Below are 25,329 nucleotides of genomic sequence, written 5' to 3'. Positions count from 1 at the left end.
TGAGCGGGGGCGGCGGTCGCCCGAGTGTGGCTCCCGCCGCCCCCGCGCCGCACCCCCCGGCGTCGCCTACGCAACCGCCTCGATGCCCGGCGCCTCCCCCGCCTCCCGCGCATCCTCGGCCCGCTGTTCGAACTGCGTGCGGTGGAGCTCCGCGTACCGGCCGTCCGCCGCCAGGAGTTCGTCGTGGGTGCCGCGTTCGACGATCAGTCCGCCCTCGACGACCAGGATGAGGTCGGCAGCCCGCACCGTGGACAGCCTGTGGGCGATCACCACCGCGGTCCGGCCCTCCAGGGCCTCGGCCAGCGCCTCCTGGACGGCCGCCTCCGAGGTGTTGTCGAGGTGGGCGGTGGCCTCGTCGAGGATGACCACCCGCTGGCGGGCCAGCAGCAGCCGGGCGATGGTCATGCGCTGGCGTTCGCCGCCGGACAGGCGGTAGCCGCGCTCGCCGACGACGGTGTCGAGGCCGTCGGGCAGGGAGCGCACGAGGTCGTCGAGGCGGGCCCGGCGCAGGGCGTCCCACAGTTCCGCGTCGGTCGCCGAGGGGCGGGCCAGCAGCAGGTTGGCGCGCACGGAGTCGTGGAAGAGGTGGCCGTCCTGGGTGACCATGCCGAGGGTCGCCCGCAGGGACGCGGAGGTCAGGTCGCGGACGTCGACGCCGCCGACGCGCACGGCGCCCTCGTCGACGTCGTACAGGCGCGGCAGCAGTTGCGCGATCGTCGACTTGCCGGCGCCGGAGGAGCCGACGAGGGCGACGGTCTGCCCGGCCTCGGCGCGGAAGGAGACGCCGTGCAGGACCTCTGCGCCGTCGCGGGTGTCGAGGCCGGCGACCTCCTCCAGTGAGGCGAGGGAGACCTTGTCGGCGGACGGGTAGCCGAAGCGGACGCCGTCGAACTCCACGGCGAGGGGGCCCTCGGGCACCGGGCGGGCGTCCGGCTTCTCCTCGATCAGCGGCTTGAGGTCGAGCACCTCGAAGACCCGCTCGAAGCTGACCAGGGCGCTCATCACCTCCACGCGCGCCCCGGCGAGCGCGGTGAGCGGCGCGTACAGGCGGGTCAGCAGCAGGGCGAGCGACACGACGGCGCCCGGCTCCAGGGTGCCCCGCAGGGCGAAGTACCCGCCGAGGCCGTAGACCAGGGCCAGCGCCAGCGAGGACACCAGGGTCAGCGCGGTGATGAAGGCGGACTGCGCCGTCGCCGTACGGATGCCGATGTCCCGTACCCGGCCGGCGCGGGAGGCGAACTCCTCCGACTCCTGCTCCGGGCGGCCGAAGAGCTTGATCAGGGTGGCGCCGGGGGCGGAGAAGCGCTCCGTCATCCGGGTGCCCATCGCCGCGTTCAGCGTGGCCGCCTCCCGCTGCATACGGGCCATCCGGGTGCCCATCCGCCGGGCCGGCACCACGAACACCGGCAGCAGCACCAGGGCGAGCAGGGTGATCTGCCAGGACAGGGTGAGCATGACGGCGAGGGTGAGCAGCAGCGTGACCACGTTGCTGACGACACCGGAGAGGGTGTTGCTGAAGGCCCGCTGGGCGCCGATGACGTCGTTGTTGAGCCGGGAGACGAGGGCTCCCGTGCGCGTGCGCGTGAAGAACGCCACCGGCATGCGCTGCACATGGTCGAACACCGCCGTGCGCAGATCGAGGATGAGTCCCTCGCCGAGCGTGGCCGACAGGCGTCTGCCGAGGATGCCGAACGCCGCCTCGGCCACCGCGATCAGGGCGATGAGCAGGGCCAGGCGTATGACCGTGCCCTGATCGCCGCGCGACACGATCACGTCGACGACGCGCCCGGCGAGTACGGGGGTCGCCACCGCGAGCAGCGCGGTCACCACCCCGAGGGCGACGAACTGCGCGATACGGCGGCGGTGGGGCCGGGCGAACGCGCCGATGCGGCGCAGCGTCGCGCGGGCGAGCGGACGCCGCTCCTGCTGGGCGGTCATGACGCTGTGCAGCTGCGTCCAGGCGGTGGTTTCCATGCTCATAAAGAAGAACCTAGAACCTCAAGCATCGTTGAGGTCAATGTGCGCACCCCGAAGGCCCCGACTGCTCCGCCTCCTCCCGACCCGCTTTCCGCTCGTAAGGCGCCGTCCTCGGTTCCGCCACCCGCCGTTGGCGCGGCGGGGAAACCCTCTCCGGATGTGACCCAGGATGTGACAGCGGCCGAACTTCGCGATCTGCGGCCAGGACGGCTCCCGCGGCGCCTGCCCCTGCGCCAGGTGCTGTGCCTGCTGCCGGTGCTGCTCGTGGCGGTGGCCGCGGTGCAGCACCGGTCGGTGCTGGCCGAGGGCTTCGCGCACCTGCGGAGCGCCGAGTGGCCGTGGCTGCTGGCCGCGGTCGGCACGACCTGTCTGACCTGGGTCGCGGCGGCCGTCACCCGGCAGGGCGCGGTCGTCCAGCGGTTGCCGAGACGGCGGCTGCTCGCCACCCAGTTCGCGGCCGGCGCCGCCAACCACCTGTTGCCGACGGGCCTCGGGGCGAGCGCGGTGAACCTGCGGTTCCTGACGGTGTGCGGGGTCTCCCTGGCCCGGTCCTCGGCCGCGCTCGCGCTGTACATGCTCGCGGAGAGCATCGCCCGGCTGGCACTGCTCGCCGCCCTGCTCCTCGCGTTCCCGAACGCGCTGCGGCTCGGCGGCCTGCTGCCCTCGGGCGTGGCCGGTCCGCTGCTGTACACCGTGGGCGCGGTCCTGGTCGCCGCGGCCGGCGCGGCGCTGTGCGTACGGCGGCTGCGCGCGGCGGTCGCCTCCTTCGTGCGCACCGCGCTGAGCGAGGCGCGCTCGGTGCACTCCCGTCCGGCGCGGGCGCTCGCGCTGTGGGGCGGCTCGCTGGCCTTCCCGGCCCTTCAGGCGGTCTCACTGGTCGCGGTGGGGCACGCGCTGGCGCTCCCGGTGCCGTCCGTGTACATGGCGCTGGCGTACCTGGCTGCCACCACCGCCGTCGCGCTGGTGCCCACGCCCGGTGGGTTCGGCTCGGTGGAGGCCGCGCTCGTCGTGGCGCTGGTGGCGGCGGGCGGGCCGGCCGCGGTCGCCACGGCGGTGGTGGTCGCCTACCGGATCATCACGGTGTGGCTGCCGCTGCTGCCGGGGGCGCTCACGCTGGGGGCGCTGGTACGGCTGAAGGTCATCTGACCGTCCCCCTCCCCCGCGGCTCCGTCTCCCGCACGAGGTGACCGAGGAGTAACCTGCCGTCCCACCACGCAGCAGGAGATCGCCGCAGGAGGTCGCCGCCATGCCGGTCCGGATCGAGCGCCAGGGGTACGTCACCACGGTCGTCCTGTCCCGGCCCGGGGCCCGTAACGCGGTGGACGGCCCGACGGCCGCCGAACTCGCCGACGCGTTCCGCCGGTTCGAGTCCGACGCGGAGGCCAGGGTGGCGGTGCTGTGGGGCGAGGGCGGCACGTTCTGCGCGGGCGCGGACCTGAAGTCGGTCGGCACCGGGCGGGGCAACCGGGTCGTGGAGGACGGCGACGGGCCGATGGGGCCGACCCGGATGCGGCTGTCCAAGCCGGTGATCGCGGCGGTGGCCGGCCATGCCGTGGCGGGCGGTCTGGAACTGGCGCTGTGGTGCGATCTGCGGGTGGCGGAGGAGGACGCCGTGTTCGGTGTGTTCTGCCGCCGCTGGGGCGTGCCGCTGATCGACGGCGGCACGGTACGGCTGCCCCGGCTGATCGGCACCAGCCGCGCCATGGACATGATCCTGACCGGACGGCCGGTCCCGGCCCGCGAGGCGTACGAGATGGGCCTGGCGAACCGGCTCGTCCCCACCGGTCGTGCCCGCGCCGAGGCCGAGCGGTTGGCCGCCCGGCTCGCCGGCTTCCCCCAGGCCTGTCTGCGGGCGGACCGCGCCTCGGTCCTGGACCAGGAGTCACTGGACGAGGTGTCGGCCCTGCGCGGGGAGCTCCGGCGCGGCTGGGGCGTACTGGCCGAGGGCCTTCAGGGCGCGGCCCGGTTCGCCGCCGGGGCGGGACGGCACGGTTCGTTCGCGGACGAGTGAGCCCGCCCCCCAGGGACGATTGAGCCAACCCTCCAGGGACGAGTGAGCCAACCCTCCGGATCCGGGGCGGACCCCTGTCGAGCCGGGGGCCGTCACGAGATATCTTGATGTCGAGCAATGTTGCAGACGTGGAGCGGAGCACCCGGTGACTGACTCGACCATCATCTACACACACACTGACGAGGCCCCGGCCCTGGCGACGTATTCCTTCCTGCCGGTGGTCCAGGCGTACGCCTCGCAGGCGGGTGTCGCGGTGGAGACGCGTGACATCTCGCTGGCCGGGCGCATCATCGCCGTGTTCCCGGAGTACCTCGCCGAGGACCAGCGGATCCCGGACGCGCTGACCGAGCTGGGCGAGCTCGCCAAGACGCCCGAGGCCAACATCATCAAGCTGCCGAACATCTCGGCCTCCATCCCGCAGCTCAAGGCCGCGGTCGCCGAGCTCCAGGGCCAGGGCTACGCGCTGCCGGACTACCCGGACGACCCGAAGACCGACGAGGAGCGCGAGATCCGCGCCCGCTACGACAAGATCAAGGGCTCCGCGGTGAACCCGGTGCTGCGCGAGGGCAACTCCGACCGCCGCGCCCCCGCCTCGGTGAAGAACTACGCCAAGACCCACCCGCACCGCATGGGCGCCTGGACCGCCGAGTCCAAGACCAACGTGGCGACCATGGGCGTCGACGACTTCCGCTCCACCGAGAAGTCCACGGTGATCGCCGAGGACGGCGCGCTGCGCATCGAGCTGAAGGGCGACGACGGCTCCACCACCGTGCTGCGCGAGTCCGTGCCGGTCCTGAAGGGCGAGGTCGTGGACGCCTCCGTGATGCGCGTCGCCGCGCTGCGCGAGTTCCTCACCGCCCAGGTCGCCCGCGCCAAGCAGGACGGCGTCCTGTTCTCCGTGCACCTGAAGGCCACGATGATGAAGGTCTCCGACCCGATCGTCTTCGGCCACGTGGTGCGCGCCTTCTTCCCGAAGACGTTCGCGAAGTACGGCGAGGCGTTCGCCGCGGCCGGCCTGACCCCGAACGACGGCCTGGGCGGCATCTACAAGGGCCTGGAGAACCTGCCGGAGGGCGCCGAGATCAAGGCCTCCTTCGACGCCGAGCTCGCCGAGGGCCCGGAGCTGGCGATGGTCGACTCCGACAAGGGCATCACCAACCTGCACGTCCCCTCCGACGTGATCGTGGACGCCTCCATGCCGGCCATGATCCGCACCTCCGGCCACATGTGGGGCCCGGACGGCCAGGAGCACGACACCCTCGCGGTCATCCCGGACTCCAGCTACGCGGGCGTCTACCAGGCCGTGCTCGACGACTGCCGCGCCCACGGCGCCTACGACCCGTCGACCATGGGCTCGGTCCCGAACGTGGGCCTGATGGCGCAGAAGGCCGAGGAGTACGGCAGCCACGACAAGACCTTCGAGATCCCGGTCACCGGCACCGTCCGCCTGGTCGACCAGGCCGGCGACGCCGTGCTCGAGCAGACCGTCTCGGCCGGTGACATCTTCCGCGCCTGCCAGACCAAGGACGCCCCGATCAAGGACTGGGTGAAGCTGGCCGTCACCCGCGCTCGCGCCACCGGCGACCCGGCCGTGTTCTGGCTGGACGAGGGCCGCGCCCACGACGCCAACCTGATCGCCAAGGTCGAGCAGTACCTGCCGGAGCACGACACCGAGGGCCTGGACATCAAGATCCTGTCCCCGGAGGAGGCCACCAAGCTGTCCGTGGAGCGCATCCGCCGCGGTGAGAACACCATCTCGGTCACCGGTAACGTGCTGCGCGACTACCTCACCGACCTGTTCCCGATCCTGGAGCTGGGCACCAGCGCCAAGATGCTCTCCGTGGTCCCGCTGATGGCGGGCGGCGGCCTGTTCGAGACGGGCGCCGGCGGCTCCGCGCCGAAGCACGTGCAGCAGCTGGTCAAGGAGGACTACCTGCGCTGGGACTCCCTGGGCGAGTTCTTCGCCCTGGTGCCGTCCCTGGAGCAGTACGCCCAGGCCACCGGCAACGCCCGCGCCAAGGTCCTCGCCGACACCCTGGACCGGGCCACGGCGACCTTCCTCAACGAGGACAAGTCCCCGACCCGTCGCGTCGGCGGCATCGACAACCGCGGCAGCCACTTCTTCCTGTCCCTGTACTGGGCGCAGGAGCTGGCGAAGCAGACCGACGACGCCGGTCTGGCCAAGGCGTTCGCGCCGCTCGCCGAGACCCTCGCCGCCAACGAGCAGCAGATCGTCGACGAGCTGATCGCCGTCCAGGGCAAGCCGGCCGAGATCGGCGGCTACTACCAGCCCGACCCGGCCAAGGCCGCCGCGGTCATGCGCCCGTCGACCACCTGGAACGAGGCGCTGGCCGCCCTCTGAGCCGACCCGGGCCCCGGCACCCCGCCGGGCCCGACGGTCCTCACCGCTCCGCCCCGACCGGCATCCCGCCGGCCGGGGCGGAGCCCTTTTGTGACGGCTGCGTGTCATCCCCGCTCCGGCGCTGGTGCGCCGGGGAGCCCTGTGTTTACCTGGGTCGCATGATCGCGCTCGTGAGCCGCCGCCACGTCGACTACGGACGTGTCACCAGCACGGGTTGTCGCCTCACCGGCTGACGTACCCGCGGACCGCCGTCACGTCACGGCCCTCGGGTCCTCCGTCGTTCCTCTCCCTCATCTCGTTCATCCCGCGGTTCCCGCACGCGCTCACGCATGCCCCGGGACCTGCGGCACACCCGTGGCATCCCGCGCCACCGCACTCCGTACGAGGAGCACCATGAGCGACCCCACCCAGCCCATCGACGCCGTCGCCGCCGGTCACACGCCCGACGAGGCCCCCGCCGGGCCCGACACCTCCGCCTGGTCGTTCGAGACCAAGCAGGTCCACGCCGGGGCCGCGCCCGACCCGGCGACCGGCGCGCGGGCGACGCCGATCTACCAGACCACGTCGTTCGTCTTCCGGGACACCCAGCACGCCGCCGATCTGTTCTCGCTCGCCGAGCCCGGCAACATCTACACCCGCATCCACAACCCCACCCAGGACGTCTTCGAGCAGCGGATCGCCGCCCTCGAGGGCGGAGTCGCCGCGGTCGCGCTGTCCTCCGGGCAGGCCGCGGAGACGCTCGCGCTGCTGACGGTCGCGCGCGCCGGCGACCACATCGTCTCCAGTACGTCGCTGTACGGCGGCACGTACAACCTGTTCCGGCACACCCTGCCGAAGTTCGGCATCGAGGTGTCGTTCGTGGACGACCCGGACGACCCGGACGCCTGGCGGGCGGCGATCCGGCCGGACACCAAGGCGCTGTTCGCGGAGACGCTGGGCAATCCGCGCGGCAACGTGCTGGACGTGCGGGCGGTCGCCGACGTGGCGCACTCGGCGGGCGTGCCGCTGATCGTGGACAACACGGTGCCGACGCCCTACCTGCTGCGCCCGATCGAGCACGGCGCGGACGTCGTGGTGCACTCGGCGACCAAGTTCCTCGGCGGGCACGGCACCGCGATCGCGGGGGTCGTGGTGGACGGCGGCACCTTCGACTTCGGCGCGCACGCCGACCGCTTCCCGCACTTCACCGAGCCCGACGCCAGCTACCACGGTCTGCGCTACTGGCCGGTGCTCGGGCCGGGCGCGTTCGCCGCCAAGCTGCGGGTGCAGCTGCTGCGCGACCTGGGACCGGCGCTGTCCCCGCACTCGGCGTTCCTGCTGCTTCAGGGCGTGGAGACGCTGAGCCTGCGCATCGAGCGGCACTCCGCCAACGCGCAGGCCCTCGCGGAGTGGCTGGAGCGGCGCGACGAGGTGTCCGCGGTCCACTACGCGGGACTTCCCTCCAGCCCCTGGTACGAGGCGGGGCGCAGGTACCTGCCGCGGGGCGCGGGGGCGGTGGTCTCCTTCGAGCTGCGCGACGGGGTCGCGGCGGGCAAGCGGTTCGTGGACGGGGTGGAGCTGTTCAGCCATCTCGCCAACATCGGCGACGTGCGGAGCCTGATCATCCACCCGGCGTCCACCACGCACAGCCAGCTGGACGAGGAGCAGTTGGCGGCGACCGGGACCGCGCCGGGCCTGGTGCGGCTGTCGGTCGGCATCGAGAGCCTCGCCGATCTGAAGGCCGATCTGGAGGCCGGCTTCCGCGCGGCCAAGGGGGCGTCCTGAACAACGTGCTCGCCTCCCACGCGGACGCGCTCCCCCGCCCGCCGGCTTCCGGGGCCTGGCGGGCGGGGGACCCGCCGGGGCGCCGTCGGTGGCACGGGCTCCGCCGGCCCCTGCCGCTGGAGGCGGGGGGTGAACTGGCGGGTGTACGGCTGGCGTTCGAGACGTGGGGCCGCCTGGCTCCGGACGCCTCCAACGCGGTGCTGGTGCTGCACGCCCTCACCGGTGACAGCCATGTCACCGGGCCGGCCGGGCCCGGTCATCCCACGCCGGGGTGGTGGGAGGGGCTGGTCGGGCCGGGCCGGGCGCTGGACACCGACCGGTGGTTCGTCGTCGCGCCGAACGTGCTGGGCGGCTGCCAGGGCAGTACGGGACCGGCCTCGCCGCGACCCGACGGGGCGCGGTCCTGGGGCGGGGCCTTCCCGTTCGTGACCCCGCGGGACCAGGTGGCGGCCGAGCGGGACCTGGCGGACACGCTGGGCATCGAGAGGTGGGCCCTGGTGGCCGGCGGCTCGATGGGCGGGATGCGGGCCCTGGAATGGGCGGTGTCGTACCCGGAGCGCACGGGAGCCCTGCTGCTGCTCGCCACGACGGCGGCAACGAGCGCGGAGCAGATCGCCTGGGCGAGCGTCCAGTTGCACGCCATCCGCAGCGATCCGCACTGGCGCGGCGGCGACTACCACGACACCGGCCGCGGACCGCACGCCGGCCTGGGTCTTGCCCGCAGGCTGGCCCATGTCACCTACCGGAGCGAGCCCGAACTCCAGCTCCGTTTCGGCCGCTCGTCGCAGGGTGCGGAGCACCCGTGGCACGGCGGCCGCTACCAGGTGGAGTCCTACCTCGACCACCACGCGGGCAAGCTGGTACGGCGGTTCGACGCAGCCAGCTACGTCGTCCTGACCGAGGCGATGAACGCCCACGACGCCGGCCGTGCCCGGGGCGGCGTGCGCGCCGCCCTGCGCCGGGTGACCGCCCCCACGCTGGTGGCCGGGGTCGACTCCGACCGCCTCTACCCGCTCGCCCAGCAGGTCGAGTTGGCCGACGGCATCCCGGGCGCCGACCGCCTCCGGGTGATCGAGTCGCCGTACGGCCACGACGGCTTCCTGATCGAGACGGAGCAGGTGGGACGGTTGGTCCGGGAGCTGCTGGGGGCGGTCTGAGCCGCGTTGTCGGTGGGGTGCGGCAGGATCGAGGGGCCACGGCGTCGAGACCCGCGTGGCGAGGCGAAGAGAGACAGGAACAGCCCCATGCCCGACACCCCGCCGTCCTTCGAACTGCTGCCCGGTGTCGCCGAGTCGCCGGTGATCCTGCACGTGCCGCACGCGGCGCGGGCGATACCGGCCGATGTCCGGGCCGGGATCGTGCTGGACGACGCGGCGCTGGAGCGGGAGCTGGACCACATCACCGACGCGTACACCGACCGGATCGCCGAGGCGGCGGCCGAGTTGACGGGCCTCGCGCCGTGGCGGTTCGTCAACCGGCTGTCGCGGCTGGTGGTGGACCCCGAGCGGTTTCCGGACGAGCGGGAGGAGATGCTCGCCGTCGGAATGGGCGCGGTGTACACGCGGACCACGCACCGGGAGGTCCTGCGGCCGGCGGACACCGACCCGGAGCCGCTGATCGAGCGGTACTTCCGGCCGTACGCCGAGGCGATGGCGAAGGCCGTGGCCGACCGGCTCGCCGCCACCGGACGGGCCGTGATCATCGACGTGCACTCCTACCCCGGCGCCGCGCTGCCGTACGAGCTGCACGGCCGGGGTCCGCGGCCGCCCGTGTGCCTGGGCACCGACTCCTTCCACACCCCGCCCGAGCTGACCGGGCTCGCCCGGACGGCGTTCGCGCGCTGCGGCGGGACGGGACTGGACAGCCCGTTCAGCGGCACGTACGTCCCGCTGGATTTCTACGGCGAGGACGCCCGCGTCGGCGCGCTGATGGTGGAGATCCGGCGGGACACGTACATGACCGAGCCGGGCGGCCCCGCGGGCACCGGCCTCGACCGGCTCGCCGGGGCGCTGGCCGCCCTCGTCGACGGCCTGGGCCGCTGACCTCCGGCCGGAGCACGCCACGACAAGCGGTGCGGGCTTGGTCGGGGTGACCGTATGACGCAGGGGATCATCACCACGACACCGCCCGGCCGGGCCACTCGTGCCCCTGAGCGAGCAGGCGGGCGCCCCGCCCCGGAGCACGAGTGGCCCGCGCTCGACCTGGCGGGCACGGAGTTCGACCCGATCGTGGCCGAGTTGCCGAGCGACACGCCGCTCGACCGGCTGCCGGGGCCGCGGCTCGCGGTTCCCGCCGGCCAGGTCGCCTGGTCGGCGGAGGACGATGATCCACAGCCCGCGGACCTTGCCGGCCAGGTGGTGAGGCGGGCCAGCCCGGTCACTCGGTGAGCCGCGCCGGGCCGGTCACCCGGTGAGCCGCGCCGGCCTCGTCACCGGGTGAGGCGCGACGGGCCGGTTACGCCCGCAGCCACTCCGTGACAACGACCTCGGCGCCCGCGCGCAGCCGCAGCGCGAAGGGGCCGGCGGGCGGTGCGTCGCCGGTGAACCGGCCCAGTTCGTCGACGGTGAGCGCGGGACCCGGCCGCCGCGGGCCCGCCAGCACCTCGATCCTGGCCTGCTGCGGCGGCAGCACCTGCCCCATCAGCCCGTCCCCGGTGACCTCGATGTCCACGGTCAGGTCACCGGCCTGGAAGGTCAGCATCCGCGGTGTGTCCGTCGCGCCCCGGACCGGAATGGAGTCGACCAGCGAGTCGAAGGTCAGCTCCGCGATCCGGGCGTCGAGGTCACGCAACGCGTAGGCTTCGACGGCGAGTTGACGCAGATCGACGGGCACCGGGTCGAGGATGGCGGCGGCCTGCCGCAACTCCTCCTCCAGCAGGCCCGCGGCCACTTCCTCCTCATCGAACGACCCTTCCCCGTCGAGGAGTCCGTCACCGCTGCCGTCGTAGTCGCGGGTGTCGTTTCCGTCGCTCACACTGTCCCCCGTGCGTCGAGTCGTGCGCGCAGACGCCGCAGACAGCGCTGACGCAGTGGTCCGATACTGCCCACGGCCACGCCGAGGGCCGCGGACACCTCCTGGTAGCTGGGCGGCGGCGAGGCGATCAGCACCCGCAGCAACTGGCGGCAGCGGTCGCCGAGTTTCTCGAACTCCTGCCACAGCCTGCGGACCCGCTCGCTCTGCGCGGCGGCCTCCTCGGAGTCGAGCAGCGACTGCTCGGGCGTACGGTCCTCGCTGACCCGGTCCAGCAGCTGCGGATCGCTCGTCACCGTCAGCCGGCTGAGGCTCCTCAGCGTCTTCAGGCACTCGTTGCGCGCGGTGCTCGCCAGCCACGAGCCCGCCTTGTCGGGTTCCCGGATCCGCCCGAGGTGCTGGGCGAAGCGGAACCACACGGTCTGGTACACCTCGTGTCCGTCGGCGTCCGAGAGCCGGTGCACGCGTACGACCGACCACACGAGCGGACTCAGCCCCTCCACCAGTGCCTTCCAGGCCGCCGCGTCACCGTCGACGGCGGACTGGACGAGCACGCCGACTTCTGCACGATCCACGAACTCACCCCTCGAATACGGCATGTCATCGTACGCCGTGGAGGGGACGGTTCCGGACCTCATGCCGGCGGAGCGAGCCGGACGACGGGGACCGGACTCCAGGTCGGCGGACGCAGCGCCGGGACGTGCGCCCCGCGCACTTCCGCGTATTCGGTGTTCGCCGCGAGTACTTGGCGCCGGGCCGCACGCGGGTCGCGCTCCTTGTGCGCGGTCATGTGCGCCGCGATCATGCCGGCGGCCACGGGGGTGGCGAAGGAGGTGCCGCTCCACTGCGCGAAGCCCTCGAACATCACCTGGTCCGCCGTCGCCGGAGGGCTCTGCTCCGCCTCGCTGAGCACCCCGGTGTGCCGGGGGGACTGGCAGGTGCAGTCGTAGGAGAAGCCGAACCGGCAGGCGTCGTAGGTGGAGTGCTGGTAGACGTACGGCACGGGCGCCTGGAAGCCGGTGAGGGCGCTGGTCAGCCGCTCGCCCGGGGCGTACGCCTTCACCCAGGCTCCGTGGTTGCTGAAGCAGGCGCCGTGCTCGCCGTCACCGCGCAGGGCACCGACCGACAGCACGGACCCGGCGTAGTCCGGCAGGCCGGCGTAGGCCGCGGGCCAGAACGGGGTGCCACTGGCGTTGTTGCCGGCGGCCGCGACGAGCAGGGTGCCGCGGGCGCGCAGTTCCCGCATGAAGGCGTCCACCCCGAGCAGGCCGTCGGTGCGGCCGTTGGAGGTGCCCGCGGACAGGCTGAGGATGTCGGGCCAGCCGCCCGCGTCGACGGCTTCGAACAGCCGGTGGCCGAAGTCGGACTCCAGGACGGCGCCGGCGTCGTTGAGGGTGCCGCGCACGGTGATGTCGGTGTTGGGGGCGACGGCCGCGACCAGCCCGGCGATGAACGTGCCGTGGCCGACGTACTGCTGGAGGACGCCGGCGTCGTCGGTCTCCTCCACCTGCGCGTCGCCCTGGACGTGGGCGAGCATCGGGACCGAGCGGTAGTCGTGCATGAGTCCGGTGTCGACGACGAGGACGCCGACGGCGGTGTCCTCGTCGTAGGCGGTCTCGGCGGCCGCCGGGTTGGGGCCCTGGGCGAACGGGGCGGGCACCGGCTCGTCACCGGGGCAGGCGTTGACCGCGATGGACACCACGTGGTTGCGGCTGATCAGCCGCCGTCCGGCTCTGCCCTCGTGCTCGCGCAGGGCGCGCAGCGCGTGCGTGACGGCGAGGTCGCCGCCGCGGTCGCCGCGGCCCGGGTCGCCGACCTGGATACGGGTGATGCCGGTGCGGTTGGTCTCGGGGCCCGCCCGGCGCACGCGGTCCGCGGTCAGGTCGGGCGCCGCGGTGAAGTGGGTGCGGACGGTGTCCTCGACCAAGCGGGCCTCCTCGCCGTCGCGGGCGAGGACGACGCCCTTCTCGTAGCAGAACTCGGCGGCGTCGTCCGGGCCCATCGCGAGCGGCACGTCCGGCATCGAGCGCTGGATCTGAGCGAACTGCTCGCGGAATCGCTGAGGTGCCATGGCGTGTCCTCCCGTTGGTGCGACGTCGTCAGTCTGAGCCATGGGGCTCACGCTTGATACAGCTTGACTTCCTCCCCGGGCTGAAGCCCGGGGATTCCCCTATGAGGGGGTTCGGCCGGTCGCCCGGCTTACGGGTTCCTGCTTCACGGACCGGCTGGTGCCAAGGTCTCCACAGGCTGAGACCGCATGTCCTGCGGCCTTGATGTTCTTCGCGGCGTTCACGTCGGCATGGTCGCGGTATCCGCAGCCTGGGGCTTTGCACCGGAAGACCGCTTGACTCTCACGGTTTCCCTCGGTGACGAAGCCGCAGGCGGAGCACCGCTGCGACGTGTACGCGCGGTTGACTTTCACCACGCGCGTGCCCGTGTACCGGGCGGCGTTGGCAAGGGCGAGTTCGAGGCGGTGCCACCCCTTGTCCAGGATGGCCCGGTTGAGCCCGGCCTTCTGGCGGACGTTGTGGCCGGGCGCGGCCACGGTGCCGGACGCGCTGGCGGACATGTTCTTGATCCGCAGGTCTTCGAGGACCACCAGGGCGTTCCTCGCGACGATCCGGGCGGCAATCTGCGCGCAGAAGTCCCCGCGCCGGTCCGACACCCGGGACATGATGCGGCCCATGGCCGTGATCGTCTTGTGCCGGTTCGCGCTGCCGCGCTTGGACCGGGCGAGGCGTTGTTGCAGACGCCGGTACCGGACGATCTCGCCGGCCGTGATGAACGGCCGGCCGTGGAAGTCGCCGTCGGAGGTGACGACGGCGGTCTTGACCCCCCGGTCGATGCCCACGGCGGTACCGGGCATGGCGTGCTGCTCGGGCGTGGCCGCTTGGTCGTCCACGAGGAACGACACAAACCACCGGCCGCCTTTGCGGGACACGGTCGCGGAACGGATCTCGCCACCGAGGGGGCGGGACCAGCGGAAGCGGACCCAGCTCAGCTTCGGCAGCCTGACCCGGCCCCACTTGCGCCCCAGCCGCTCCACGCTGATCTGCTGGGCGTCGGGGAACCGGAACGACGGCGACCAACGTGCCTTCGACCGCCACCGCACCTTGAACGTGCCGTGATCCCGGCAGGCCCGGTCCAGATCCTTGAGCGTCTGCTGCAACGCGTGCGACGGTGCCGCCTTCAACCACGGATGCTCACGCTTGGCATCGGCCAACTCGGCACACTGCGGCACGTAGTTCATCCACGCCCCGCGCCGCCGGTATGCCCGACGCTGCTCCAGCGCCGTGTTCCACACCGACCGGCAGATAGCGCCGAACTCCTCGCACATCTCCTCTTGCTCGGGCGAGAGATCGAGCAGGTAGCGGCGACCGGACAGCATGAGAACACCCCCCTTCGACCGGTGCGATCAACATAGTGCACGCCACTGACAACGCAGCGAACTCCGCCGCCGGGCGGCTCCGCGCCAAGGAAGAGCTAACCCCGTCCTGAAGAACGGGGCTTGCGCTCAAGAGATCCGGTCAACCGGCAGGCGCCGGTTCCAGGGGCCTCACCAGGCCACTACCATCCGAGGCGTGACAGCGGGAAGCGAATCGGTCCTCGAACTGCTGCCCATGGTGTTCGCCGCGCCGGGCGAGGCCCTGGCGCGGGCCCGTGGGCTGCTGGAGGCCGGTCCGCCGCCGCTGCACGGCTCCGTGGCGCACCAGGTGATCGGCATCTGGCAGCGGGACTTCGGCGACACCCGGCTGGCCCTGCGGCATCTGCGGCGGGCCCGGGATCTGGCGGCGCGCGCCGATTCGGCCGAGCGGGAGGCCGACGTACTGGCCACGCTGGGGGTCGCGTTGGTGCACGCGGGGCGCACACGGCAGGGACTCGCGGCGTTCGAGCGCGGGGTCGCGCGCGGGACGGGCCACACCCGGGCGCGGGTGCTGTTCCGGCGGGCGTACGTGTGGTGGGTGCTGGGCCGTCATCGTGAGGCGCTGGAGGACGTACGGCGGGCGATTCCCGTGCTGCGGCAGACCGGTGACGTGATCTGGACGGCGCGGGCGCTGACGCTGCGGGCCACCGTGCACCTGGCGCTGGGCGCGGTGGAACGGGCGGACGCCGACTTCACCGCGGCCCAGGCCCTGTGGGACACCACCGGCCAGGAGCACGACAAGGCCGACGCCGTGGAGAGCCGGGGTCTGGCGGCGTTCCGGCAGGGCGACATCCCGGCGGCGCTGCGGCTCCTCGACGAGGCCGAGGAGCAGTACGCCAAGCTCGGCACGCCGACGTTCATGCTGGACATCCGGCGCTGCGAGGTACTGATGGCGGCCGGGCTCGCCCCCGAGGCGCTGGCCGGGGCGGACGCGGCGATCGCCGAACTGGACGGCATCGGCGGCCAGTCGACCCGCAAGGCGGAGCTGCTGCTGGCCGCGGCGCGGGCAGCGCGGCTGGCGGACGACCCGCACACGGCGACCGCGCGCGCGGCGCTGGCCGTGCGGCTGTTCGCCGGGCAGCGGCGCACCTGGTGGGAGACGCACGCCCGGCTGGTGCTGATCGAGGCCCGGGTGGCCGACGGGCGCCGCTCGGGGCGGCTGGTCGCGGACGCCGCGGCGGTGGCCGAACGGCTGGCCTCCTTCGGCTCGCCTGCCGCGCCTGAGGCGTCGCTGCTGGCGGGCCGGATCGCGCTCGCCCTGGACCTGCCGGCGGACGCCGAGAGCCATCTCGCCGTCGCCGCGCGCAGCCGGCACGGCGGGCCGCCGCTCGCCCGGATGACGGGGTGGGCGGCGCAGGCGCTGCGGGCGCGGGCGGCGGGCTCCCGCCGCGGCGTGCTGGAGGCGTGCCGACGCGGGCTCGACGTGCTCGACGACCACCGGATGACGCTGGGTGCCTCGGAGTTGCGTGCCCGGGCGACCGCGCAGGGCGCCGAACTGGCCGCGCTGGCACAGGAGTCGGCTCTCGCCTCCGGTGAGCCGCGGCGGCTGCTGGTGTGGAGCGAGCGCTGGCGGGCCACCGTACTGTCCGCGCCGCCCACCCGGCCGCCCGCCGACCCGGCCCTGCTCAGCGGGCTGACCGCCTTCCGTGAGATCGCCGCCCGCGCGCAGGACGCCCGCCAGGACGGCCACCCGGTGCCCGCCCTGGAACGCGAACAGCGGCGCCTGGAGCGGGAGATCCGCTCCCGCACCCTGCGTCTGCGCGGCGACGCGCCCGGCGGCGGCGACCGGTTCGACCCCGGCCGGCTGCTGGCGCGGCTCGGGGACGCGCGACTGGTCGAACTGGCCGTGCTGGACGGGCGGGTGCACGTGCTGCTGTGCGGCGAGGGGCGGGTACGGCGTTTCGAGGCCGGGCGGCTCGCGGACGCGGTGACCGAGGCCGAGCACGTGCAGGCGGGACTGCGGCGGCTGGCGCACCCGGGGGCGGCGGCCCGGCTGCCGCTGGTGGAGGCGGCGGGGCGCCGCCTGGAGGAGCTGCTGCTCGGGCCGGCCGTCCGGCATCTGGGCTCCGGGCCGGTCGTGGTGGTGCCGCCGGGCTCGCTGCACCGGGTGCCGTGGGCGCTGCTGCCGTCGCTGCGGGATCGGGTGCTGAGCGTGTCGCCGTCGGCGAGCAGCTGGCTGCGCGCCCACGAGACCGAACCGCCGCCGGGGGGCCGCCGGGTGCTGGTGCGCGGGCCGGGCCTGGCGACCGGGGGCGCGGAGGTGCCCGAACTCGCCGACCGCTACGGCACACCGACCGTACTGGAGGAGGCCGACGCGCACGTGTCGCGGGTGCTGCGGGAGCTGGACGGGGCCGCGCTCGCGCACATCGCCGCGCACGGCACCTTCCGTGCGGACAGCCCCCTGTTCTCGTCGCTGACGATGGCCGACGGTCCGCTGATCGTGCACGACTTCGAGCGCCTGGACCGCAGCCCGTACCGGATCATCCTGTCCTGCTGCGACACGGCCCGGTTCGCCTCGGTGGGCGCCGACGAACTCCTCGGCCTGGTCACGGCGTTGCTTCCACTGGGCACCGCCGGGGTGGTGGCGTGCAGCGCCCCCGTCAACGACGAGGCGGTGGTTCCGCTGATGCTTGCCCTGCACAAGGGCCTGGACGCCGGGCTCTCCCTGGCCGAGGCACTGCGCGACGCACGGGCCGCGCTGCCGGACGACGCGACGCACCAGGCGACGGGCTGGGCCTTCGCGGCGTTCGGCGCGGCCTGAGACGGAGGACTCGCACCGGGGCGCCCTGAGACGAAGGACCGGGCAGCCTGAGGCGGAGGACGGGGCTGCCTCGTACCGATGACGAGGCGGCCCCTGGCGGAACTATGCATTGTCATGTTTCCGCCATGCACGATCATTACGGCGGCACCACGCCGCATGCCACTCTCCGCGGGTCCGGACGGGCAATCCGCGTCCGGTCCTTCCACGAGGAGAGGGGTACGAGTGCGCACATACTCCACACGCTCCACACGTGTGCGGCGGACCGTCCTGGCGGTGGCCACCGCGTGCATCGTCGCGGTCATCCAGACACCGTCCGCCGGTGCGGACCCAGGCCCGGCACAACCGCAGTCGTCGGACTCCGGTTCGGGCATGCTCGGCGCCCACGACCACGGCAAGCCCGACAAGGACCTGCCCGGGGCCCACAGAGCCCCGTCGGCCAAGGCCAGAGGCGCGGCGGCCGAGGCCGACGCCCGGGTGCGCTGGAGCCGCTACGGCACCCCGACCACGGTCGTGCCGGACGGCGAGGGCACCACACTGGCGACCGGGCTGCCGGCCGCGCCCGAACAGGCCGCCCGCGCGTATCTGAAGGACAACGCGGCCCTGTTCGGCGTCTCCGCCGACCAGGTCGACGGCCTGAAGCTGGTGTCGAGCACGCCGATCGGCAAGGGCGCGGCGGTGCTGCTCGCCCAGGAGGTGGACGGCAAGCCGTTCGGCCGGGACGGCCTGGTCTCCGTGGGCGTGGTCGACGGCACCGTGGTCAGCGTCACGGGCGCGCTCACCCCGGTCACCGGCACCCCGCAGCCCGCGACGCTCTCGGAGCAGGACGCCATCAAGGCCGCCCTGGCCGACGTGACCATGTCGCCGGGCAGGCTGACCGAGACCGCGGGCACCGAGAAGTGGCAGAAGTACGAGGCCGCGGACCTGGACGGCACCCAGATGGTGCGCCAGGTGGTCGTCGCCGACCCCGACGGCACGGTGCGCTCCGCCTACCAGGTGCAGGCGGGCACCGCCGGCGAGGAGCCGGAGCTGTACGACAGCATCGTCGACGCGCGCACCGGCGAGGTGCTGGCCCGGCGCTCCCTGGTGGAGTCCGAGCAGGTGGTGGACGGGACCGACGACGGCAACCCGCAGTGGAAGGTGTTCCCCTTCTCTCCCCCGCTGAACGACTCCTCCGCCGACACCCGGGAGACCTGGTGCTGGACGGCGGCCACGGGCTGCGACCGGGTGGTCGGCGACGAGGCGCCGGGCGCACCGCACCTGGCCTGGGACATCGCCTCCGGCAAGGGCGGCGGCACCTACGGCAGCTACTACAAGCCGGGCACCACGCTGGGCGCCAACGCCTTCGCCAGTGACGGCCTGACGGCCACCGGGCGCAACTGGCTCGGCATCACCCCGAACGTGCGGCCCGAACGGGTCTACGACTACTCCTACACCGACGCCTGGCACGCCAGCGGCTGCGACCCCAAGGTGCTGACCAACCCGGCCCAGCCGGACCGGGACGCCGCGATCGGCAACCTGTTCGCGCAGCACAACGGGATGCACGACTTCTCGTACCACCTCGGGTTCACCGAGAAGGCGTGGAACATGCAGCACGACAACTACGGCCTGGGCGGCAAGGGCGGCGACCCGGAGATGGGTGTCGCCCGGTCCGGCGGCAGCAACCCCACCACCCGCAACAACGCCAACCAGAGCACCGGCGCGGACGGCGGCGTGGCGCTGACCAACATGTACCTGTGGCAGCCGCAGGCCGGTGCCTTCTACGGGCGCTGCGCCGACGGCGACTTCGATGCCTCCGTCATCGGCCACGAGTACACCCACGCCATCACCAACCGGATGATCGGCGGCCCCGACGCCGGTATCTCCGGCACCCACGGCGGCTCGATGGGCGAGTCCTGGAGCGACCTGGTCGCCAGCGAGCGGCTGATCGAGACCGGCGTGGTCCCGGACGGGGTGGACCCGTGGGTGGTCGGCCCGTACGTGACCGACAACAACGAGCGCGGCATCCGCAACTTCGCCATCGACCGCAGCCCGCTCAACTACTCCAACTTCGGCTACGACATGGGCGGAGCGGAGGTGCACTCCGACGGCGAGATCTGGAACGCCGTGCAGTACGAGGTGCGCCAGGGCCTCGTCGGCAAGCACGGCGAGCCGTCCCAGAAGGTCCTCGCCTCGTGCGCGGCCGGCAAGTCCGCGGTCGAGGACTGCGGCGGTGGCCGCCGCTGGATCCAGCTGATGTTCGACTCCTACCTGCTGATGGCCGACGGCCGGATCACCATGGTCGACGCCCGTGACGCGATGCTCGCCGCGGACCGGATCCGCTTCGGCGGCGACGACGTGGACGCCATGTGGGCGGCGTTCGCCAAGCGCGGCCTCGGCATCGGTGCCACCGCCATCTCGACGAGCGACACCCGGCCGCACGCGGACTTCTCCACCCCGAACGGCAAGAACGGCACGGTGACCTTCAAGATCACCGACGACGGCGGCAGCCCGATCGACGGCGCCAAGGTCTCCATCGGCCACTTCAGCACCCGCACCACGCCGGTCGCCGGCACGGCCTCCGGCCTCGACACCACCGCGCGCCTCACCCCCGGCCGCTACGACGCGGTCGCGGTCGCCCCGGGCTACGGCCTGGTCCGGTTCGACTTCCAGGTCGGCGGCAAGTCCAACCGGACCGTTCCGGTGCACATGGAGCGCAACCTCGCCTCGGCGGCGGCCGGCGCCACCGTCACCGGCGACGGACTGAACCTGGCCCGGCTCATCGACGACGACGAGGGCACCAACTGGGCGTTCGTCGGCGACAAGACCAGGACGTCGGTGGTCGGCAAGGGCGTCAGCATCCATCTGGCCGGCGACGCTCCGAGCAAGATCCGCCGCGTGCAGGTCAGCGCCCTGAACCGGCCGACCGACAGCAGGGACCCGGGCGGCGACACCGGCAGCCAGAGCCGCTTCTCGGCCCTGCGCCAGTTCCAGATCTCGGCCTGCACCCGCACCGAGTCGGTGGACTGCTCCCAGCCCGGCCAGTTCAAGCCGGTCTACACCAGCGCGGCGGACGCCTTCGCGGCGGCCAAGCCGCGGCCGGCGGCGCCGGACCTGACGATGCGCAGCTTCGACATCCCGCTGACCACGGCGACCGACCTGCGCTTCGAGACCGTCACCAACCAGTGCATCGGCGGCCCGGCGTTCGCGGGCAAGCAGGACAACGACCCGAACAACGTGACCGACTGCGCCACCGGCTCCACGGCGGCGTTCAACGTGCGGGCCTCGGAGTTCCAGGTGTTCGAGCACTGATCCTGCCGCGGTGACGGTGTGTTCGGCACCGTCACCGCGCACGGTTCCGCGTTGTTGCGAGGGGCCCCGACCCGGTCGTACGGGTCGGGGCCCCTCGTGCGCGGCGGCCGTCCGTCACAGCCAGCCGCGGCGGGAGGCTTCCCAGGCCAGTTGCATCCGGGTGCGGACCCCGGCGAACGCGATCAGATCGCGGATGCGGCGCTGGACGGTGCGCAGGCTCGTGCCCAACTGGCCGGCGATGGCGGTGTCCGTCAGCCCGGTGAGCAGCAGCGACAGCAGGAGCAGGTCCTCCGACGGAGGGGTCCGGTCGGATACCGCCGCGCCGTCCAGCCCGTCCTCGGTGAGCACCAGCGGGGAGGCGCCCGCCCACAGGCTCTCGAAGAACGCGATCAGGGCATCGAGCAACGCGCCGGGGCGGACCAGGACGGCGGACGGCTCAGGCGTGGGCTCGGCGGAGGGGGTGGCGGACGGCCTGGCGGCGGGGGCGGGCGGCGGTTGGGCGGGGGGATCGCCAGGATCGCCTGGATCGCCGGTCGGGCCGCCGGTCGGGCCGCCAGTCGGCCCGCCTGTCGCGTCGCCGGTCGGAGCGTCTGTCGGGCCGCCTGTCGGATCGTCCGTCGGATCGCCCGCCGGGCCGCCCGTATCCACGGCGCGTGCGAACGGGGACACCAGCATGGCCAGTTGCCGGTCCGCGACCACCATCTTCACCGGGACCTCCGCGGCGACCCGGGCCTGTTCTCCGCTCTCGACGAACTCGCGAATCCGGTACACCTCGGGCGGCACCTCGAGCGCCGACGGCTCGTAGACCGCGCGGTACGTCACCCCCGAGGCCAGGACCTCCAGTTGGGTGTCGTTGCCGCGGGACGGCACCGCCATGTTCGGCGGCTTGCACAGCGCCAGGATCTCGTCCCGGGCGCCGCGCTGAAGCTGGTCGAACGTGCGGGCCATCGCCTGCGCCCCGGTCACCGTCTCGACCGCCTCACCCGAACCCCGGCGCCGGGCCTCGCTGTGGTACTCCTCCGTGAGCTCCGCCATCACCGACTGCGCGGCCTGCAACTCCTGCTGCCGGCTCAGCAGCAGCGGGCCGAGCGCCAGGTCCGGGGGCGACGCCCGGAAGCGGTGTGCCGAACCCTCGGCGCGGCTCACCAGCCCTTTGGCCTCCAGCGTGTCGAGGAGCCTGGCCGCCTCCCGCCCGGACAGACCGAGACGGCGGGCGAGCTGGGACGGCGTGGCCTCCGGCACCCTGACCAGACTGCGGTACGCACGTACCTCCACGGAGTTGAGACTCGCGGTCTCGAACATGTCGCTCTTCTCCTCCTCCGGTCGTGCGCCGGCCCTCACCGGTACCGGCTCCCGGCCGGCCGGAGCCGCCGGGGAAGAGATCTTGACCTGTCACCATCCACTCGCGCCAGACTGCGGGCGGCGGGAGATCGCGCTCCCCCGCACCGGCCATGGGCTCGCGCCCGCGCACCAGGTCGGGGGCGGACGATCCGGGCGGTGAGGCGGGGCCCGCTGGGGAGGGGAACCGCCTCGCCACGGGTTCCGGTCGCGAGGGTCGGGCCGCGTGGGGGTCAGGCCGGTGAGAAGACGTGGTCGCTGATCAGCCGGGTGGCGCCGACGACGCCGGCGACCTGGCCGAGCTCGCCGAGGACGATCGGCAGGTTGCCGGTCGCCAGCGGCAGGGACTGCCGGTAGACCTGGGTGCGGATGCTCGCCAGGAGGTTGTGGCCCAGTCCGGTGAGCCCGCCCCCGATGACCACAAGGCCGGGGTTGAAGAAGCTGACCAGACCGGCGATGACCTGACCGGTACGCCGTCCGCCCAGGCGGATCAGGTCCAGGGACGCGGCGTCCCCGGCACCGGCGGCGGCCGACACGTCCTCGGGGGTCAGTCTCCCGGCCGCTTCGAGCCGTCCGGCCAGTTCCGTCGAGCGGCCGGACTGGGCGAGCGCGGTCGCGTCGCGGACGAGGGCGCTGCCGCCGAAGTACGCCTCCAGGCAACCGATGTTGCCGCAGGCGCACCGCGGACCGTCCGGATCCGCCTGGATGTGGCCGATGTCGCCGGCGCTGCCGGTGACACCGCGGTAGACCTCGCCGCCGACGACGATGCCGCAGCCGATGCCGGTTCCGAGCTTCACGCACAGGAAGTCGCGTACGGACCGGGCGACGCCTGCGTGCTGCTCGCCCAGGGCCATCAGGTTCACGTCGTTGTCGACGAGGACGGGGCAGCCCAGTTCCTGGCTCATCGCCTCACGGACGGGGAAGGCGTCCCAGCCGGGCATGATCGGCGGCGCGACGGGGACGCCCTCGGGGAACCGGACGGGTCCCGGCACGCCGATCCCGGCGCCGTCGAAGTGTTCCGCCAGCCCCGCCTCGCGCAGCTTGTTGGCCAGGGCGAGCACCCGCTCGAAGACCGCGACCGGGCCTTCGCGCACGTCCAGTGTCTCGGCCACGTGGCCGAGGACGTCCAACTCGGCGTTGGTGACCGCGACGTCCACGGAGGTGGCGCCGATGTCCACGCCCAGGAAGCGCAGCGACGGGGCGATCCGGACGTTGTGCGAGCGGCGGCCACCGCGGGAGGCGGCGAGGCCGTCCTGGACGACGAGACCCGTCTCCAGCAGCCGGTCGATCTCGAAGGCGAGTTTGGAGCGGGACAGCTCGACCTGCTCCCCCAGGGCGACCCGGGACTGCGGGCCGAGGTCACGCAGGAGGCGGAGCAGCCGGGCCTGATGAAGATTGGCCGGTCGAGCCGTCATAGACCTCACGCCGCCCCCGTCATGGCAAGAATCGTTCGCATGCCCGGCACGTGGGGGGGCACGACTTTGGAAAGGACCGTAGCACCGAGCCGTCGCCGATGAAAGAAACTTGTGCACTAACGAGTGGAACTTTCATCTGCGGATGGACAAAGCCATACGCGGCAGTGTCGGTCGTGGACCTGGTGCCGGAGGGTGCCCTGGCGGGCTGCTGAAGCGGCCCGCCAGGGCTCACGGTTCAGGCGGTGTCACCGCCCCGGCCGTGACTCACGCGCCGGACGGCCCGCGGTTGGGCTTGCCGACGTCGGACTGGCCCGCCGCCTTCTTGATCTCGGCGGCCTCCCGCTGGTCGATGACGCCCTCGTCCCGCAGCGTCTGGACGACCTTTCCGACGTGGGAGACGAACGTGCCGTGGTTCTCCCAGGCCCGGTTGTCCTCGATCAGCTCGTTGATCGTGCAGCCGTCGGCCGTGACGCGGTTGGGGATACCGGTGTTGATCGAACCGACGAACACGGTGGCCCGGTCGTCCCTTTCCGGACAGTCGGTCGGCGGCTCGCTGTTGACGACGGTGAGGGACAGCGACTTCGGCGTGGACGTGTTGCCGGCCTTGTCGGTGGCCCGGTAGAGGAAGGCGTGGTTACCGGCCCTGTCGATCACCACCGGTGCCGAGTACTGGAGGTAGGGGCCGCCGTCGAGGGAGTACTCGATCCTGGCCACTCCGGACCCGGCGTCCGAAGCGGACACCGTCACGGTCGCACTGCCGACGTAGTTACCGGAGGCATCCTTGGTCCCGGACACGGTCGCCGACGTCTCCGGCGGCGTCTTGTCCTCCGGCTGAGCCGCCACCACGGTGAACTGCACCGACTTCACAGCCGACGTGTTCCCCGCCTTGTCCGTCGCCCGATACGACAACGTGTGCGCACCAACCGCACTCACCTGAACCGGCGCCGAGTACGTCGCATAGGCCGCACCGTCCAGCGAATACTCGATCTTCGCCACACCCGACTCAGTGTCGGAGGCCGAAACCGTCACCGTCGCACTGCCCACGTAGTTACCGGAGGCATCCTTGGTCCCGGACACAGTCGCCGACGTCTCCGGCGGCGTCTTGTCCTCCGGCTGAGCCGCCACCACGGTGAACTGCACCGACTTCACAGCCGACGTGTTCCCCGCCTTGTCCGTCGCCCGATACGACAACGTGTGCGCACCAACCGCACTCACCTGAACCGGCGCCGAGTACGTCGCATAGGCCGCACTGTCCAGCGAATACTCGATCTTCGCCACACCCGACTCAGTGTCGGAAGCGGACACCGTCACGGTCGCGCTGCCCACGTAGTTACCGGAAGCGTCCTTGGTCCCGGACACGGTCGCCGACGTCTCCGGCGGCGTCTTGTCCTCCGGCTGAGCCGCCACCACGGTGAACTGCACCGACTTCACAGCCGACGTGTTCCCCGCCTTGTCCGTCGCCCGATACGACAACGTGTGCGCACCAACCGCACTCACCTGAACCGGCGCCGAGTACGTCGCATAGGCCCCGCTGTCCAGCGAATACTCGATCTTCGCCACACCCGACTCAGTGTCGGAAGCGGACACCGTCACGGTCGCGCTGCCCACGTAGTTACCGGAGGCATCCTTGGTCCCGGACACGGTCGCCGACGTCTCCGGCGGCGTCTTGTCCTCCGGCTGAGCCGCCACCACGGTGAACTGCACCGACTTCACAGCCGACGTGTTCCCCGCCTTGTCCGTCGCCCGATACGACAACGTGTGCGCACCAACCGCACTCACCTGAACCGGCGCCGAATAAGTCGCATAGGCCCCGCTGTCCAGCGAATACTCGATCTTCGCCACACCCGACTCAGTGTCGGAAGCGGACACCGTCACGGTCGCGCTGCCCACGTAGTTACCGGAAGCGTCCTTGGTCCCGGACACGGTCGCCGACGTCTCCGGCGGCGTCTTGTCCTCCGGCTGAGCCGCCACCACGGTGAACTGCACCGACTTCACAACCGACGTGTTCCCCGCCTTGTC

General features: G+C 72.7%; 17 protein-coding genes. 9 read left to right on the top strand and 8 right to left on the bottom strand.

Features of this window, described 5'->3' with window-relative positions:
* Positions 1-66 precede the first annotated feature (66 nt).
* Positions 67-1,974, bottom strand: a complete 1,908-nt coding sequence (locus ACIQFZ_RS08140) for an ABC transporter ATP-binding protein (RefSeq protein ID WP_383058073.1) — start codon at positions 1,972-1,974, stop codon at positions 67-69.
* 174 nt (positions 1,975-2,148) lie between these two features.
* Between ACIQFZ_RS08140 and ACIQFZ_RS08135 the strand changes: the two genes are divergently transcribed.
* The 7 genes from ACIQFZ_RS08135 (at position 2,149) to ACIQFZ_RS08105 (ending at position 10,501) form a co-directional block, all read left to right on the top strand.
* Positions 2,149-3,123 (top strand): YbhN family protein, encoded by a 975-nt coding sequence (locus tag ACIQFZ_RS08135; RefSeq protein WP_383058074.1) that lies wholly within the window; start codon positions 2,149-2,151, stop codon positions 3,121-3,123.
* Between the two features lie 100 nt (positions 3,124-3,223).
* Positions 3,224-3,988 (top strand): crotonase/enoyl-CoA hydratase family protein, encoded by a 765-nt coding sequence (locus ACIQFZ_RS08130; RefSeq protein WP_402690851.1) that lies wholly within the window; start codon positions 3,224-3,226, stop codon positions 3,986-3,988.
* Positions 3,989-4,133: 145 nt separating this feature from the next.
* Positions 4,134-6,350, top strand: a complete 2,217-nt coding sequence (locus ACIQFZ_RS08125; RefSeq protein ID WP_383058063.1) for an NADP-dependent isocitrate dehydrogenase — start codon at positions 4,134-4,136, stop codon at positions 6,348-6,350.
* A 393-nt stretch (positions 6,351-6,743) separates the two neighbouring features.
* The gene (locus tag ACIQFZ_RS08120) at positions 6,744-8,114 is read left to right on the top strand and encodes a bifunctional o-acetylhomoserine/o-acetylserine sulfhydrylase (RefSeq protein WP_402690850.1); all 1,371 of its coding nucleotides are present in this window, start codon (positions 6,744-6,746) and stop codon (positions 8,112-8,114) included.
* Positions 8,111-9,271 (top strand): homoserine O-acetyltransferase, encoded by a 1,161-nt coding sequence (locus ACIQFZ_RS08115; protein ID WP_402690955.1) that lies wholly within the window; start codon positions 8,111-8,113, stop codon positions 9,269-9,271. Before ACIQFZ_RS08120 ends, ACIQFZ_RS08115 begins: the two co-directional genes overlap by 4 nt.
* A gap of 87 nt (positions 9,272-9,358) precedes the next feature.
* Positions 9,359-10,156: an N-formylglutamate amidohydrolase gene (locus ACIQFZ_RS08110; RefSeq protein ID WP_402690849.1), complete on the top strand. Its 798-nt coding sequence runs from the start codon at positions 9,359-9,361 to the stop codon at positions 10,154-10,156.
* 54 nt (positions 10,157-10,210) lie between these two features.
* The gene (locus ACIQFZ_RS08105; protein WP_383058066.1) at positions 10,211-10,501 is read left to right on the top strand and encodes a hypothetical protein; all 291 of its coding nucleotides are present in this window, start codon (positions 10,211-10,213) and stop codon (positions 10,499-10,501) included.
* 67 nt (positions 10,502-10,568) lie between these two features.
* Here ACIQFZ_RS08105 and ACIQFZ_RS08100 read toward each other — a convergent pair whose 3' ends face one another.
* From ACIQFZ_RS08100 to ACIQFZ_RS08085, 4 genes are all read right to left on the bottom strand, one after another.
* Positions 10,569-11,087: a hypothetical protein gene (locus tag ACIQFZ_RS08100; RefSeq protein ID WP_383058067.1), complete on the bottom strand. Its 519-nt coding sequence runs from the start codon at positions 11,085-11,087 to the stop codon at positions 10,569-10,571.
* On the bottom strand, positions 11,084-11,659 hold the full coding sequence (locus ACIQFZ_RS08095; protein WP_365434653.1) for a sigma-70 family RNA polymerase sigma factor: 576 nt from the start codon (positions 11,657-11,659) through the stop codon (positions 11,084-11,086). Before ACIQFZ_RS08095 ends, ACIQFZ_RS08100 begins: the two co-directional genes overlap by 4 nt.
* Positions 11,660-11,718: 59 nt before the next feature.
* The gene (locus ACIQFZ_RS08090) at positions 11,719-13,155 is read right to left on the bottom strand and encodes a S8/S53 family peptidase (protein ID WP_402690848.1); all 1,437 of its coding nucleotides are present in this window, start codon (positions 13,153-13,155) and stop codon (positions 11,719-11,721) included.
* Between the two features lie 99 nt (positions 13,156-13,254).
* A complete protein-coding gene (locus ACIQFZ_RS08085; protein WP_402690847.1) occupies positions 13,255-14,472 on the bottom strand; it encodes an RNA-guided endonuclease InsQ/TnpB family protein in 1,218 nt (405 codons plus the stop codon).
* A 232-nt stretch (positions 14,473-14,704) separates the two neighbouring features.
* Between ACIQFZ_RS08085 and ACIQFZ_RS08080 the strand changes: the two genes are divergently transcribed.
* Positions 14,705-17,269 (top strand): CHAT domain-containing protein, encoded by a 2,565-nt coding sequence (locus tag ACIQFZ_RS08080; protein ID WP_402690954.1) that lies wholly within the window; start codon positions 14,705-14,707, stop codon positions 17,267-17,269.
* Between the two features lie 252 nt (positions 17,270-17,521).
* Positions 17,522-20,557, top strand: a complete 3,036-nt coding sequence (locus ACIQFZ_RS08075; protein ID WP_402690846.1) for a M36 family metallopeptidase — start codon at positions 17,522-17,524, stop codon at positions 20,555-20,557.
* 114 nt (positions 20,558-20,671) lie between these two features.
* Here the strand turns inward: ACIQFZ_RS08075 and ACIQFZ_RS08070 are convergent, their stop codons facing one another.
* The 3 genes from ACIQFZ_RS08070 to ACIQFZ_RS08060 form a co-directional block, all read right to left on the bottom strand.
* Positions 20,672-21,859 carry a helix-turn-helix domain-containing protein gene (locus ACIQFZ_RS08070; RefSeq protein WP_402690845.1) on the bottom strand — a complete coding sequence of 396 codons (1,188 nt, stop codon included), beginning with the start codon at positions 21,857-21,859 and terminating at the stop codon, positions 20,672-20,674.
* A gap of 269 nt (positions 21,860-22,128) precedes the next feature.
* Positions 22,129-23,310, bottom strand: coding sequence for an ROK family protein (locus ACIQFZ_RS08065; RefSeq protein WP_365436274.1), 1,182 nt, complete (start codon positions 23,308-23,310; stop codon positions 22,129-22,131).
* Positions 23,311-23,574: 264 nt separating this feature from the next.
* A partial coding sequence (locus ACIQFZ_RS08060; RefSeq protein ID WP_402690844.1) for an OmpL47-type beta-barrel domain-containing protein occupies positions 23,575-25,329 on the bottom strand: 1,755 nt, incomplete at its 5' end.

The organism is Streptomyces sp. NPDC093064 (assembly GCF_044754605.1).
GTDB lineage: Bacteria > Actinomycetota > Actinomycetes > Streptomycetales > Streptomycetaceae > Streptomyces.
Note: the sequence above shows the minus strand (reverse complement) of the source record. Positions and strands in the feature narration are given on the sequence as shown.